At 60.0% G+C, this 13,256-nt stretch carries 14 protein-coding genes and 1 pseudogene; 3 read left to right on the top strand and 12 right to left on the bottom strand.

Annotated features, from left to right (window positions below):
• A pseudogene (locus tag WFK61_RS25820) lies at nucleotides 1–109 on the top strand (ABC transporter permease); the annotation flags it as partial.
• A 46-nt stretch (nucleotides 110–155) separates the two neighbouring features.
• Here WFK61_RS25820 and WFK61_RS25815 read toward each other — a convergent pair.
• From WFK61_RS25815 to WFK61_RS25780, 8 genes are all read right to left on the bottom strand, one after another.
• On the bottom strand, nucleotides 156–1,976 hold the full coding sequence (locus WFK61_RS25815; protein ID WP_336814914.1) for an ABC transporter ATP-binding protein/permease: 1,821 nt from the start codon (nucleotides 1,974–1,976) through the stop codon (nucleotides 156–158).
• Between the two features lie 839 nt (nucleotides 1,977–2,815).
• Nucleotides 2,816–5,425, bottom strand: a complete 2,610-nt coding sequence (locus WFK61_RS25810; protein WP_336814913.1) for a hypothetical protein — start codon at nucleotides 5,423–5,425, stop codon at nucleotides 2,816–2,818.
• A 2-nt stretch (nucleotides 5,426–5,427) separates the two neighbouring features.
• Nucleotides 5,428–5,691: a phage tail assembly protein gene (locus tag WFK61_RS25805; RefSeq protein WP_336814912.1), complete on the bottom strand. Its 264-nt coding sequence runs from the start codon at nucleotides 5,689–5,691 to the stop codon at nucleotides 5,428–5,430.
• A 21-nt stretch (nucleotides 5,692–5,712) separates the two neighbouring features.
• Complete coding sequence (locus WFK61_RS25800; protein WP_336814911.1) at nucleotides 5,713–5,970, bottom strand: phage tail assembly protein; 258 nt, start codon at nucleotides 5,968–5,970, stop codon at nucleotides 5,713–5,715.
• Nucleotides 5,970–6,767 (bottom strand): hypothetical protein, encoded by a 798-nt coding sequence (locus tag WFK61_RS25795; protein WP_336814910.1) that lies wholly within the window; start codon nucleotides 6,765–6,767, stop codon nucleotides 5,970–5,972. The genes WFK61_RS25800 and WFK61_RS25795 overlap by 1 nt, the downstream gene beginning before the upstream one ends.
• 14 nt (nucleotides 6,768–6,781) lie before the next feature.
• Entirely contained in the window at nucleotides 6,782–7,327 is a 546-nt protein-coding gene (locus WFK61_RS25790) for a hypothetical protein (RefSeq protein WP_336814909.1), read from the bottom strand.
• Nucleotides 7,324–7,578 carry a hypothetical protein gene (locus WFK61_RS25785; protein ID WP_336814908.1) on the bottom strand — a complete coding sequence of 85 codons (255 nt, stop codon included), beginning with the start codon at nucleotides 7,576–7,578 and terminating at the stop codon, nucleotides 7,324–7,326. Before WFK61_RS25785 ends, WFK61_RS25790 begins: the two co-directional genes overlap by 4 nt.
• A 145-nt stretch (nucleotides 7,579–7,723) precedes the next feature.
• Nucleotides 7,724–8,191, bottom strand: a complete 468-nt coding sequence (locus WFK61_RS25780) for a hypothetical protein (protein WP_336814907.1) — start codon at nucleotides 8,189–8,191, stop codon at nucleotides 7,724–7,726.
• A gap of 371 nt (nucleotides 8,192–8,562) precedes the next feature.
• Here WFK61_RS25780 and WFK61_RS25775 point away from each other — a divergent pair, with 371 nt between their 5' ends.
• A complete protein-coding gene (locus WFK61_RS25775) occupies nucleotides 8,563–9,633 on the top strand; it encodes a hypothetical protein (RefSeq protein ID WP_336814906.1) in 1,071 nt (356 codons plus the stop codon).
• Between the two features lie 46 nt (nucleotides 9,634–9,679).
• Here WFK61_RS25775 and WFK61_RS25770 read toward each other — a convergent pair whose 3' ends face one another.
• The 3 genes from WFK61_RS25770 to WFK61_RS25760 form a co-directional block, all read right to left on the bottom strand.
• Nucleotides 9,680–10,402, bottom strand: a complete 723-nt coding sequence (locus WFK61_RS25770; RefSeq protein WP_336814905.1) for an SOS response-associated peptidase — start codon at nucleotides 10,400–10,402, stop codon at nucleotides 9,680–9,682.
• A gap of 522 nt (nucleotides 10,403–10,924) precedes the next feature.
• Nucleotides 10,925–11,143, bottom strand: a complete 219-nt coding sequence (locus WFK61_RS25765; protein ID WP_336814904.1) for a hypothetical protein — start codon at nucleotides 11,141–11,143, stop codon at nucleotides 10,925–10,927.
• Complete coding sequence (locus WFK61_RS25760; protein ID WP_336814903.1) at nucleotides 11,143–11,388, bottom strand: hypothetical protein; 246 nt, start codon at nucleotides 11,386–11,388, stop codon at nucleotides 11,143–11,145. The genes WFK61_RS25765 and WFK61_RS25760 overlap by 1 nt, the downstream gene beginning before the upstream one ends.
• A gap of 194 nt (nucleotides 11,389–11,582) precedes the next feature.
• Here WFK61_RS25760 and WFK61_RS25755 point away from each other — a divergent pair, with 194 nt between their 5' ends.
• The gene (locus WFK61_RS25755; protein WP_336814902.1) at nucleotides 11,583–12,752 is read left to right on the top strand and encodes a DUF6161 domain-containing protein; all 1,170 of its coding nucleotides are present in this window, start codon (nucleotides 11,583–11,585) and stop codon (nucleotides 12,750–12,752) included.
• A 92-nt stretch (nucleotides 12,753–12,844) separates the two neighbouring features.
• Here WFK61_RS25755 and WFK61_RS25750 read toward each other — a convergent pair whose 3' ends face one another.
• Nucleotides 12,845–13,075, bottom strand: coding sequence for a hypothetical protein (locus tag WFK61_RS25750; RefSeq protein WP_336814901.1), 231 nt, complete (start codon nucleotides 13,073–13,075; stop codon nucleotides 12,845–12,847).
• Between the last annotated feature and the right edge of the window lie 181 nt (nucleotides 13,076–13,256).

The raw sequence follows: 13,256 nt of genomic DNA, 5'->3' as shown, positions 1-13,256 counted from the left end.
GTCGATCGACGCCATGGCGGTGATCTACATGGTCACCACCCTGATCTGGCTCGTCATCGCGCTCCGCTTCGTCAACCCGACGCAGATCGTCGCTCGCGCAAAACGGTAACGAGCGACGGGCGGCGCTCCCTCGAGCGCCGCCTCATTGCCTTTGGTCAGGCCTCCGGGCGCTCGTCCTCATTGGCGGCGCTCCGGCTCCTGAACAGCCGCCACAGCGATTTGCGCAGGCGTCGCGACGTCATATGCGCACCAGCCGGCCGGCGCTCCAGCGTGATCTTCTGGTCGTGGTAATCCTCAAGCCCCGGACGGTGGCCGACGCTGATCAGCGTCGCCTGCGCGAGCTCGTCATCGAACAGGCTGAGCAGCGAGGCCTGGCTCTCCTCGTCGAGCGCCGAGGTCGCCTCGTCCATCACGATGATGTCGGGCTTCTGCAACAGCAGGCGCGTGAAGGCGACGCGCTGGCGCTCGCCGCCGGAGAGGATGCGGTCCCAGTCCTCGTCCTCCAGATCCAGCTTTTTGGCGAGATAGCCCAGCCCGCAGCGCTGCAACGCCACGGTGACCGCCTCGTCCGGCACGGCACGGTCTGAATCCGGATAGAGCAGGATGCTGCGCAGGGTGCCCTTCGGCAGGTAGGGCTTCTGCGGCACGAAGGCGATGGTCTGGCCGGACGGCACGCGGATCGAGCCCGAGCCCCAGGGCCAGATGCCGGCGAGCGCCCGGATCAGCGTGCTCTTGCCGGAGCCGCTCTCGCCCGCGATCAGCGCCTTCGCGCCTTGTGCGATGGTGACGGTGGCATCGGCCACGACGACGCGGCCGTTGCTGTGGGCGATGGACAGGTTCTCGAGATGGATCGCGTCGTCCTCGCTTTCGCCGAGTGCGATCTGCTCGTCCTTTTCCATGATCGAGCCGATATCCAGCGCCTCCAGCTCCTCCACCAGCTCGTCGACGCGGGTGACCGAGGCGAACCACTCTGCCAGCCGCACGAAATTATCGACGAACCAGATCAGCGCGGCCTGTACGGCGCTGAAGGCCGCGACGACCTGCACGACCGCGCCAAGCGTAACGCCGCCGGCGAGGTATTTCGGCGCAATCAATAAGAGCGGCACGATCGGGAACAGCGCACCATTGGTGTTGAGTACCAAGGCGATGACGCCTTGCTGGCGCACGATCCGGAGCCAGGCCGCGACGACGCGTCCGTAATTCTCCCCGACGGAGTTGCGCTCATCGGCATCGCCCTTGATCAGCGCGATGCTCTCCGCATTCTCGCGCAGTCGCGTCATCTCGGCCCGGAACTGCGCCTCCATCTCGTTCTTGTGGGCGACGCGGGCGACGAGCGGGCGACCGGCCAGATAGGCGCCAAGCGAAGCGATCGTGGCATAGACCACCGCCGCGACAGCCATGTAGCTGGGAATCACGATCGTGGTTCCGCCCAGCGTGAACTCGGCCGAGCCGGCGACTTGCCAGAGGATCGCGGCGAAGGTCGCGGCCGTGACGAAGGCGGTGATCAGGCCGATCGCGAGCTCGACCAGGGGCTCGATCGCGAGCCGGGTATCCTCGGCGACGCGGTATTCCGGCGCGGTCATGGTCTTGGTCAGGAAGCCCAGCCGGTAGTAGCGCTGGTCAGCGATCCACCAGCCGGCAAGGCGGCGCGTCAGGTTCTCGCGCCAGCGCACCTGCAGCAGCATGCGGCTGACGACGAGGCCGGAGACCGACAGGGTCGATGCGGCCAGCAGGAAGGGCAGCCAGCTGGTCGTGGCCCAGACGGCATCGACATCGCGCTTTTCGAGAGCATCGAAGAACCAGCGGTTCCAGCGGTTGATGCCGACGGCGGCGGAGGTCTGCGCGGCAATGAAGATCAGGACCGCAATCGTCAGGGCCCAGGCCTGCCAGCGCGTCCTGCCGCGCCAGTAGCGCAAGGCGATGCGGAAGAACTGCCGCATGCGGGAGCGGCGCGAAACCCGCGGAGCCTCGGCCATGTGCTACTCCGCCTTTCGGGCGCCGCCGCGTTCGGGAAAGGCTTGCGACAGGCAGCCTCCAACCTCTCAAACCGCAGCCCGGCGGCGCGGTTCCATAGTCTACCTCGGCAGGGCTTCAGCGGGTCGGGGGCCCGATTTTCGCTGTGCCTCTCGCGCGCCGAGGCGATTTGCGTCATATACGCCGCAGTTTCGCCGTCTCGGCACCGTTTGACGGCGAGAGCGGCCAATCTGGCGACGAAGCATCACCGCAAACAGGCATCGGCAGGCCGAGAGTTGAACGCAGAAATCCCGACAACTGGAGCTGATCGCGCAGCGAACTTCTGGCGCTTTTCCGTGGCGCCGATGATGGATGGGTAATACTGAAGTAAAGATGCTTTTAAAGTCAAGGGCTTATCGTTCAACGGATGGGCCGTGCTGTAGGGGCGCTGTACTAATCGCCTATATCTCTATGAATTTTCTCTCGAAAAATTTCGACGTATCGCTGCTTTGCTCTTCTTTCCGTCGTGATCATCAGTCGAATTTCCATGTAACATACCATTTTGTAATGCACATTACATTCGCAGTTAGGGACGGCCTCGCATAGGGAGGCCGAGTTCGCGCATTCCAGAAAGCGCGCTGGGATCAAGTCAGTCACTCGGCAATCCGTGCGATCTCATGCTCCGCCACGCCAGAATTTTTGATGACCAAGCACTTAGGCAGAGCCGGCCGATTTGGCCCGTTATGGCTTAGTGTTCCGACTACGGTTCCAACGCGCGCGAGTCTTTCGCTAATCACGCGCGTCGTTAGAGTGGTCGGCGTTTGGAGCGCTGTTGTAATGCACACCACAACAACACAGCGCCTCAGTCACTCAAGAGGCCGCTTTGCTCCAGTTCGGCGCGCGCGATGACATCACGAACCGCCTTCGCTGCCGCACGAGCGATCTCCTGAGCGTCGCCCGACGTGTTGATGGTTAGATTGATGGTGTGCCCGCCCTTGTGGATCGTGACGCTTCCGCCCCCGGTGGCCTGTGCGATGTTCTCGGGAGCCGACAGCGACCGCAGTTTGTGGTTCGGCACGATCTCGCCCGAGGCCGGCGCGCGGAAGAGTTCAGGGCCTCGCTCGCCGACGAGATAGGTCTTGCCAGCGCTCACCGGCCCGCCGCTCGCGCGAGCGCCAGCAAGGTCAACACTGCTCGGAGCGCCGCCAATCTTGAGGCTCACGGTCGGGGACACGGTGAACGAGAGCGCGCTTTTGAGCCGCTGAACGAGCGACGTCACCGAACTCTCAGCCTTCAGAAGCTCATCGTTCAATGACGATGTGAAGCCCGATCCCGAAGACCGGCCCGCCTCGGTGATGCGCGCGACCTGCTCTTCGAAGCTCTTGGCTACGTCGACGCTCTTCCCGATCGGCCCGGGCGCTACAGCCTTCGCATCCCAGTTTGACATGTGTCCAATCCGGCTCGGCGGGGTTACCGTCCCCGTGCGCGAAAAGCCGCCCTTCGAACCGAGGGTAAAATCGCGCGCATACACGCCGTCAAAGGTCTTCGGCTTTCCTTTGCCTTCGATCCAGTTGAAGAAGCTCTCCAGCCCGAGCGCCTTCCGCAAGGCGTCCTGAGATGCTTTCACGTTGGCGGTATCCTCTGCCGTGAGGGCGCCACCCTTCACTCTGGTGATGAGGCCGCTCGCCTCTGCAAGCGGGTCGCGTCCCGTCGCTGCCTTCACGCCAGCATTGACCCCGAGCATTGCGGCACCGAAGCCGAGTGTCTTCGCGATCGAGCCGATCGCGGACGGACCTGCCTTCGTTGCGGCTTCGAACGGAAGTCGAGCGCCGACTTCCTTCGCGCTGCTGAGCCCGAGCCATTCGCCGGCCGCCTTCGCACCACGCCATGACAGCCAGCCAGCCCCGGCTACGCCTGCCGCTCCCGCGCCAATCCCGGCTGTTGCAGCAACGTTCTTGTTCTCCGAAAGGGATTTGGCGAGTCCCGCAATGCCGGAAGACAAGCCGTTGAGGGCGCTCGTCGCGGCCGGCATGAGCGGGCTCGTCAACGACGTGACGAGATTGTTCATCTGCGACGTGAAGCCCGACCACGCGACGAACGGGTCGTCCTTCATCAGCTTGTCGGAGCCCGCGAGGCCGGGTGCTTTCTCGTATGCCGCGATCTTCGACTCGTACTGCTCGCGCTGCGTCGCCATCTTTGTGAAAAGATCGGAGACGGTGCGGTTCGAAAGCAGCTTCTGGAATAGAGAGACGAGCGCCTTGTCGTCACCCGTGTTGACGCCTTTTTTGGCGAGCGCAGGCAGTGCCGTCTTTGTCAGATAGGCAAACGGATCGCTCAGGAAGGTCGATTCGTCGAGAAAACGCCCCTTGGCATCGCGCAGGCCGTATTTCGTCTGAAGCGCTTTCGACTCCTTGGTCGCACGGCCACCAACGACTTGCGACAAACCGGAAGCGAGAGACGTGCCCAACTGCGCGTCGCCCATGTCCTGCGCCAGTTGGGGCGCGAGCAGCATGAGGAACCGATCGGAGAGGTTCGCGCCTGCGGAGCGGGATTGGCGAACCATGGCGAGGAAGCCGCCCATGTCGAGATCGGCGCCTTCGACGCCCAGCGCCTTCGTCCAGCCGTCGAGCAGGGTCTTCATCCGCTTCGGGTCGATCACACCGAGGGTATCGAGGCCCTTGAAGAACTTCCGTCCCTCGTCAACTGCAGCATCGCGGCCTTTGAGCGATTCAAGCACGACCTGAGACTGTGCGAGCGTATCGCCGAAATCGATCGCCTTCCCGACATCGCGCATCGCCATTGCTGTGTCGCGAAGGCGTTCGTGCAGTGTCGTCGCGTCGATCGCCGGGAAGCGCGCCGACAAGTCGAACGATGCCTTCCGCAGCCTTTCGCTCTCGGATTGCGACAGGCCGGCGAGGAAATCGCGGGAGTCTTCCCGCTTGGAATCGGCGCCAAACCTGATCGAGGCACGACCGACACGCTGCACGGCATAGCCGCCGCCCGCGACGCCGAGAGCGCCGCCAAGACGGCCATTCACTCGCTTCTGCTCGCGATCAACGCGGCGAAGCGATTTCAGGACGTCGGTCTCCCATGCCTTGATCGCCCCAAGCTGGAAAGCGGCATTGCGCGGGGCGGTGGACAACGCCCGGTGCATCGAGTTCCATGATTTCTCGATCCGGACAAACTCGCGGGGGGCGACCTTCAGCTTGTCGAGTTCACGCTGAAAGCGATCGCCCCAATGCGTGAAGCCGCTCAACGACTTGGACAGCTTCGTACTCTCGGCGCCGACGCGGGCGAGAGAACGGGCGCCAGCCTTCTCCGTAGACGAAAAGACACGCCCCAGATTACGAGCCCCTTGCGCGCCGGCTTCGCTGAGGCGCGAGATCGAAGACGTCGCGGTTTTGACGGCTGCGGTTAGGCTGGAATTGACCTTGCCGCCGATGTTGACCGCTACACTGAAGGCCCGAGACATCCTCATTTCCTCCGGAAGGCTTCAAGCTGGTCGGCAAGTTCTCCTGCGTCGAGTTCGTCGAGTTCTTCGATCACGTTGGGCGCCACGTCGCAGAGACGGGCGAACAGGAAGATATCGCGCTCGAAGGGCGTGCCGGGCGCCTTCGTTGCAGCGAGACTGTCCTTCATCTTTGGGCGGCGCATCGTCAGGGTCGTGTGCGTGACGGCGTCGACGGAGACCGGGAAACGGAGGGTGACTGATACGCTCTCACGGAGATCGGTACTCATGGGATTTCCTTTGCGAGGAAGTCAGCGGGCTTCGCCGAGAAATGCGGAAAGGCGGTCGCGCAGGACTGAGAGATCGGCCATATCGATCTCGTCCGCGGCCGATCGTGGGATGCCGCATAGCCGAGCGACCATCCCGAGCACCTGCTCGGGATCGCGCATGTTCATGCGACGGATCGCAACGACATCTGCTCGACTGGGCTTTCGCAGGTTCAAGGTTGCGATGGGGCGGTCACCGCCAATCGGAAACGTCAGGGGGATCGAGAGAACGGGCGCGCGCATCAGCGTTTCCGAGGCCAAAGCTGTTCGCTGCCAGCCTGAGCGGACGGGAGCGAGACATTGTGCGAGAGCGACGGGAGCCACACGTCGTCACCACGCCGCTCGGGCTCGACGTGCTCGTAATCGACCTCGAAGAGCGACGGATCGTTCGGAACGTGCTTACCGTCCTTAAGCGAGAAGACGATGCCTGCCGACTCCTGATACTCTTCACGCCAACCGGTGGGCTTGCCGTCGGCGTCGTAAACGGGGACACGCACCCTGCGGACCCACTTCTTCCGCTTTTCGCGCCGCTCAGGCGTCACACTGCCGGGAATACAGCGAAAGCGGCGATGCGGGGTCTCGATGTCAGGAAGGCCAGCGCGACGAAGTTCTGCGTTCATGGCGTCGACGGCGGTTGCGACCTCGTCGTAAGCCGCGACCGCTGCAGCGACTTCCCGCCCGGCGCGCTCATACCGATCGAGCGCCTTCGGGATGTCGCTATCGACCCGACGACGGAGAGCTTCGGCGCGAGCCTTCAGATCGACAAGCCGTTCGCCAGCCTGCGCCTTGGTGAATGCTGTCTGAAGCTCAGAAAGCTGCGCCTGCATGCGCGCGATACCGCGCTTGAGCGCGGCGCATTCCAACTCTGCCGCTTCGTGATCACTATCGGTCAGGGCGGCCGGATTCGCGAGGGTGTCCTCAACTTCCGGAAGGCGCGTCTTAGCCTTGGCGAGGCCTCCGCTAATGGTCGCCATCTCGGCGGCGATGGTACTCGAGGCGAGCGCCCTCTTTGCGCCGAAGCGCTTCGTGATGAAATTCATGATGATTGTCCGGATCAGGGGTTGGCGGCGCGATAAGCGCTCAGGACGGATTGGGCAGCGGCTTCGGCCTCGGCCGTCGTGCTCGCCCTCTGGCTCGGGGCGACCTTGGCCTTCTCAGCGCGATCAAATTCCGCGACGAACACGTCCAGCGGAGCCATGAAACCTCGAAGCTCGCCCGGAAGGGACGCATTGAACGTTTCGAGGCTATGGCCGGCTTTGATGGCGGCGAGAGCTTCCTCGCGCCAGCCGTGGGGGGCTCGCGCCATTATCAGGGTGCAGCGCCGTACCTCTGCCGCCTGTGCGTGCTTGGCGGCAGCGCTCACGGCCTGAGCGGTGGAAGCAGCGGCACGGCGAGCCGCAATGACGATCGGGTCTCTATCGCGCGCTGCGGCTTCAGCGAGCTCGGCATTCTTGCGAGCCGCAAGGTGAAGCTTGCCCCAAGCACGCAAATCCGCGTCGGTATGCCGCTTCCGCAGCGGCGCGATATCTGCGGTAGCGATGGTGTTTAGATTGATCGCATCGATATCGAAGTCGGGTGAGCTAATATCGATCACGATCAAGCCTCCCATGCCGCTTTGATTTCAGGGACCAGGCCATCAAGCTCGGTGAGAGCGGCTTTGATGTTGCCGATCAGGCCGTTCGCCGCAGCAAGGTTATCTTCTGGGCGGTTGCTCGATCCGACGGTCGCGCAAGCCGCTGCGATCGTGGTTGCATAGCCGGCGATTAGGCGCGCGAGGTGCTCGGCATGCTCGCGTTTCGGGCGCGTGGAGTCGACCTTCGCTTGGAGCACATTGCGCTGTTCGATCAGCATGATTTTCCTCGGTTGCGGTCTTGGAGACGAGGTCAATCATGGTGCGGCGGCACGCGCGCACAGGCTCGATCGAGTCGCCTTGCGAAAATGGGCGGGTGCCCGAGGAAGACACCCGCCCGTACGGCTGACGGAAGACGGAAAGCCGTCAGGCCGCTGCGCGCGGTCCCATCGCGCGAAGCTTCTTGCCGCTCGGTGGGCAAGCGATGCGAGTTTTTGTGATTGGGCGGGCTGGGGCTGTCGCAAAGCCCTCGTGGATGCCGCTGACGATCTCGACGAGAAGCCGCGTCGCCTCGGGGAGCGTGATCTTCAACCGCTCAGCGGCCGGCTTGAGTTCGGCCATCACGTCTTGCGGGAGAGCTTCAGCACGGGGGACCGGGACGAAGTCGTATCCGAGCGCGCCGAGGACGGCTTCAAGGCTGGTGAGGCTGGGATAGTTCTTTACACGCCATGCCTTGAGCGCGGCGCGCTGCACGCCCGAGACCCAAGCCATTTCGTCATAGGTGAAGCTTTGCCGCTGCATCTCGGCGAAGACGAGCTTCACATGCGGCGAGACGTTGTCGGGGATGCTGATGCGGTACTTTGGGTGTTTAGATTTGGGGTCGCGGCGGGGCATGTCGCGACCATGGCGGGCACGGCGCTTGCGACCGGGAGTGGTTTGGTAGCTTGAGTTCGCAGTTTAGACATTAAGATTAGGCGCTCGACATTTCGAGTTGCCAGCCATTTCAGTTTCGCATCTGGGAGCGAAATTCACGCACCCTACAACCCCGTAATTATCGCTCTCACTCAAATCCATTATCTGTTTCAAAACAATTGCTTAGTGGATAGCGCTCCGAAAGCGCGCTATTTCTCGGGGCTCACTGCGGCATTGTCCACGATTTAGAGGGGAAGGATTGGTCGATATCCTGCTATGTCTGAGTATTTCCTTCGCTCAGCAGCTCAGGATAGATGCTAGCGGGGAAGAGGGCCTATCTCATCGGAGAGCGCATGTTCAAGAGTAGAACCGTTTTCGTCGTGGGGGCTGGAGCTAGCACCGAGTTTGGTCTGCCGATGGGGACACAGCTAACCTCAAAGATCGCATCGGGACTTAACATCTTATTCCGTGATGGATACACTCAAACTAACGGTAGCAAAGAAATTCTGCAGGCATTACAAAATAGAATAGATGGCGGAGGCTCCGACTTAAATAAATTGTTGCTCGCGGGACGTAAGATATCAGCTAACATGGAAAGCGCGATATCAATCGACAATTATCTGAACAATAGATCGGACGATGAAGATATTGTGTTTATGGGCAAATTAGGCATTGCGTACGAGATTTTGGCATCTGAAGGTTCTAGTTCAATTGCCATCGCTGATGGAGGTGAGATCGACTTAAGAAAATCTTCCAAGAGTTGGATTAATGTTTTTTGCAAGATGCTGCATGAAAATGTCCCTAGAAATAAAGTAGATACAATATTTGATAATGTATCTATAATTTGCTTTAATTACGATAGATGTATTGAGCATTACCTACTACATGCTCTGCAGAGATATTTTGATCTGCAAGAAGATCACTCAAGAGCAATCGTTAATAGGTTACGTATTATCCATCCGTATGGGAGGATAGGGAAACTACCTTGGATGGCTGGTCCAGCGTTCAATGTCTCCTATGGTGCATCGACAAACCCTCAGAGAACTAACCTTCTGAATCTGGCGGCAGGAATACGAACCTTCACTGAACGATTCGAAGATGATCACGAAACAGTCAAAGAGGTGCGGCAACAGATTGCCGAAGCTGAGGTGCTTGTGTTTCTAGGTTTCTCTTATGGTTCGATGAATATGGATCTCATGAGCGTCCCCAATAGCGCGTCTCGAGTCGTATATGGTACGGCTTTCGGAATTTCTGTTCCGAACATTCAATCTATAAAAGGTGAAATTGCTAGGATGCTAGGACGTAATCCTCGACAGATAAACATTGAGCTGTCGATAAATTCGAAATGCTACGAATTTTTAAATGAATATTGGTTTCCAATCATGAGATATCGTGATGCTCGCGCACTCAGGGGTAGCCGCTAATTGGACAAAATTACTTCACGCCGCGAGCAATAATGTTGAAAGAGCATTAGAGCAGCTCTTGTTGTGTCGCTGGTAAGATAGAAGGGTTGACCATTTCCAGTTCGGCCGGCGCGGCCGTCGCCGGATCGTCGTCGCCCACGCCGGTCTTGTTTATCCTCTGATCGACGATCCACTCGCGTAGGTCCGGCGGTGAACGCATCAGCACCTCCTTGCCGGCGGAGCCGTCCAGCCACCCTTCGAAATCGGTGGGGTGCAGCATCGCCGGCATGCGGTGGTGGATCTTGGACATCCACGGATCGGCATCGCGAGTGATGATGCTGGCGCTGATGATCTCCTCGCCGTTCTCGTCGCGCCAGCGCTCCCAGATGCCTGCGAAAGCGAGGATCGCGCCGTCCTTCGCACTGATGAAATGTGGCGTCTTGTTTTTGTCGTCGCCCGTCCATTCGTAGAAGCCGCTCGCTGGGATGATGCAGCGGTTCTTGACGTAGGCGCGCTTGAACAGGCCGTTCGTGTCCACGCCCTCGATGCGCGAGTTGATGTGCGGCTTGATCTGCTTCGCGGTCCCCTTGTGCCAAGGCGGGATCAGGCCCCAGCGCGCCTTCCAGATTTCGCGGCCGGCGGGCGCTTTCACGATGACGTCGATCGTGGTCGTCGGGCCAATGTTATAGCGGGCCTGCTGATTGCGCGCTGGTGATTCCGGTTCGGACAATGGCTGGCTGAAGGCATAGATCTCGCCCCAGGTGTAGGCTTGGCTGAACCGTCCGCACATGAGCTACTCCAGATCACCAGATCAAACCATGGATGCAGGAAACTTCATTGAAACGGCCTGCTAGACCAGCACTTCGCAGCGTGGTGGATTTCTAGGGCCAGATGAGTACGCCTTGCAGAGCCGCGGCTACTGCTGCGAAGAATGCAGCGGCTGCATTGATGCGGGATTGCCACCGACCGGTCCGCCCCCATTCGATCTGTTTACCGGTTTTCAGATCGTCGCTGATGATCTGGCAGTGGGACCAACGTTCGTCCGGCTTCGGCGTCAGGGGGGGCTTAACAACCAGCGAAGCCCAAAGCCAAAGCCCGGCAGCAATGAATGCCGCAAGAGCGGAAGCAGTGGATAGTGTCTGTGCCATCAGTCACCTGTGTGCGCCCGCTTAGAATGAGGCGGGAGGGCACACTACTGCATCGAGAAGTCATTTGACGTCAGCGACGTCGATCAGCGCGCTTCCTCTAACATATTGTATCGAAGCCCAGCTGACACGGCGCGCCCCTCGCTGCCGCCCGCTTGGCTGCTGTCCTACTGGATCGGCGAAGCTTGGGCCTGTGCCTCATTGGCCTTGGCCATCAGCGCTTCGAGCTTCGCGAACGTCTCCGGCGAGAAGACGAGGTTCATCACCTGGCCGCTGGCCATCTCGAAGCTGATCATCGTCTCGCCCCGCGGATCGGTCGTCAGCGCAATCCGCTTCACATCGGCCACGTCAAGATCGATTTCGGGCAGCTCGCTCGGCTCAGCCATCAATCCCGCCCCTTGACCGGGAGCCAAAGCTCGTCTGGATCGGCTTGAGCGATAGAGGAGTCGGCGACGATATGCTGCTCCTGAAGTTTGGCCTCTATGAGCGCGATATCGAGAAAGTAGGCGAGTGTGCCAAAACCCCGAGTGATCGCTTCGTTCTTAAGCGTCTCGATCCGCTCGGTCAGGTCATCGGCTCGACGGATCGGAATGCGCGGCACTCCTGATCCGATCCTGACCACATCCGCCATGATGCTGGCCCTCCCAAATCAGGGTAATCGCGCGCAAGTCGATCATACAAGTCCACCTCTGCGGAATCAGCTGCGAGGGCCGTTCAAGCTACTTGGCCGCCGCGATCTAGAGCCGGAAGTTGTGGAAGTTCGAATCTAGCACCTTGCCGCCCCACCGGCTCGCAAGCAGCGTGAAGGTGGGGGGAAAGCTTATCATGACGGCGTTCGCAGCTAACGAAGACAAGTCGGCGAAGCGAGAGTTCCTGTCCCTTCTGACCAATCATCGTGTTGGGGTGTCGAACGATCGACAATCGGAGGCGCGATATCTGGCAAACGAACAGGCGAACGCCTGGAATGCGTTGCTGAGCGCTATCGAGGGGGCTATCTCCAAGCAGGAGGATCGTGATCAGGTCCGCGCTGCGATCCACGTCCTTCGTCGAGGCATCGAGACACAGCCAGCTCCTTCCGTCTCGGAGGCGCCTGACGGAGCTTGGATAGTAGAGCGATCAATTCCAGTCATCCACCCCGAGGCGGTTGCAATGCAATTGCCGTTCATCAAAGGGAATGGTTGGTTCTGTTTGGCCGCAATAACGTTCGTCACGCGGAATATAATTAGTTTTCGGCATTTGGCGCGCTCCCTCACAGTTAATGGTGAGCCAGTGAGCGTCCTATCGGACCCTCGCGTCACCGTTGCCTATATCGAGATCACAGCTCTGTTAGCAGAACAAAAAGATCTAACTATAGATGCACTTCGTGAATTGAATGCAACAAGAACTGCACTAGACGCGGAGATGGAGCGTTTGGATAAAATACAGAGTATGCACCGCGATTTGATGCATAGTATCGAACGGCGCTGGGATTCTTTTCGACTCGAACGTTTTACCGAGATCGAAAATCTGAAAGATCAACTCTCCGACGCAATCCGTTTCGAGGCCAGCACGAACCTTTGGAGAAAGCGCACGGTAGGCCATCTTTATTGGATGCTGGCTAGTTTCATCGTCATGGGATTGGGTACCGGTCTAGTCGTGTGGGCGGTCCTTTCTCGTGCGCTGCCTGAGCTCGACCCAGGACCATTTGAGATACTCACACGCTCCGCGTACCCCACGCAAAAGCTCGTCCTAATCAGTCTTTGCGTCATCGGAGCTGCGTGGGTGCTGCGGTTCGTTGCCCGTTCAATTGTCGACAACATGACCCTACGCGCCGATGCTCAACACCGACAATCAATGCTGGATACCTATCTAGCGCTTCGCGGCGAAGTTGGTCTGAAAGACGAAGAGCGCGCTATTATCCTAACAGCGCTGTTTCGGCCCCTGCCTGGCCAAGCACCTGACGAAAACCCACCAACACCGGCCGGTGAAGCCTTTCAGAAACTGATCCAACGCTAGCGATTGCGTGCAAGTGCATGCTTTCTGCAAGTGCAGCTTGAGCTGGACCGGCGCGCCGATGGCGGCGGGGCGCATCTGGATGCTGGCGGCCATCATGGCTTTTGCACCGCGACTGGCCGCGCGCCCTGCGAAAACAGGCCGCGCAGGTAGCCCCGCGAAACCGAGCGGTCTGCGTCCGCTAGCAGTACGATGAAGTCGTGCGCAAGTGCCCGCAGCGCGGCACTCTCCGAACCGTGCTCCTCCATGAGCATCGAGACGATGCCGCCAATTTCGGCGTCCAACGACGCATCTTCAACATGCTGGTCGGCTGGCTGAGCTGACATGGCTTGTGTCCTCGAAAGAGGAACATAATGAGAACAATCTTGGGGGATGAGTCAATCCCCAAGCGCAGGGGCTGTCAAACGGCGCGCAATGTTGCCCCCCGATCGGCGTCCAATATTGACCCCTTGATGAGCTGTGGCGGTCAGGAGGCGGCGCGGCGGAGCTGGTTTGGGTTGCACAGCC

Source organism: Allobosea sp. MMO-172 (assembly GCF_037147855.1).
Taxonomy (GTDB): domain Bacteria; phylum Pseudomonadota; class Alphaproteobacteria; order Rhizobiales; family Beijerinckiaceae; genus Allobosea.
Note: the sequence above shows the minus strand (reverse complement) of the source record. Positions and strands in the feature narration are given on the sequence as shown.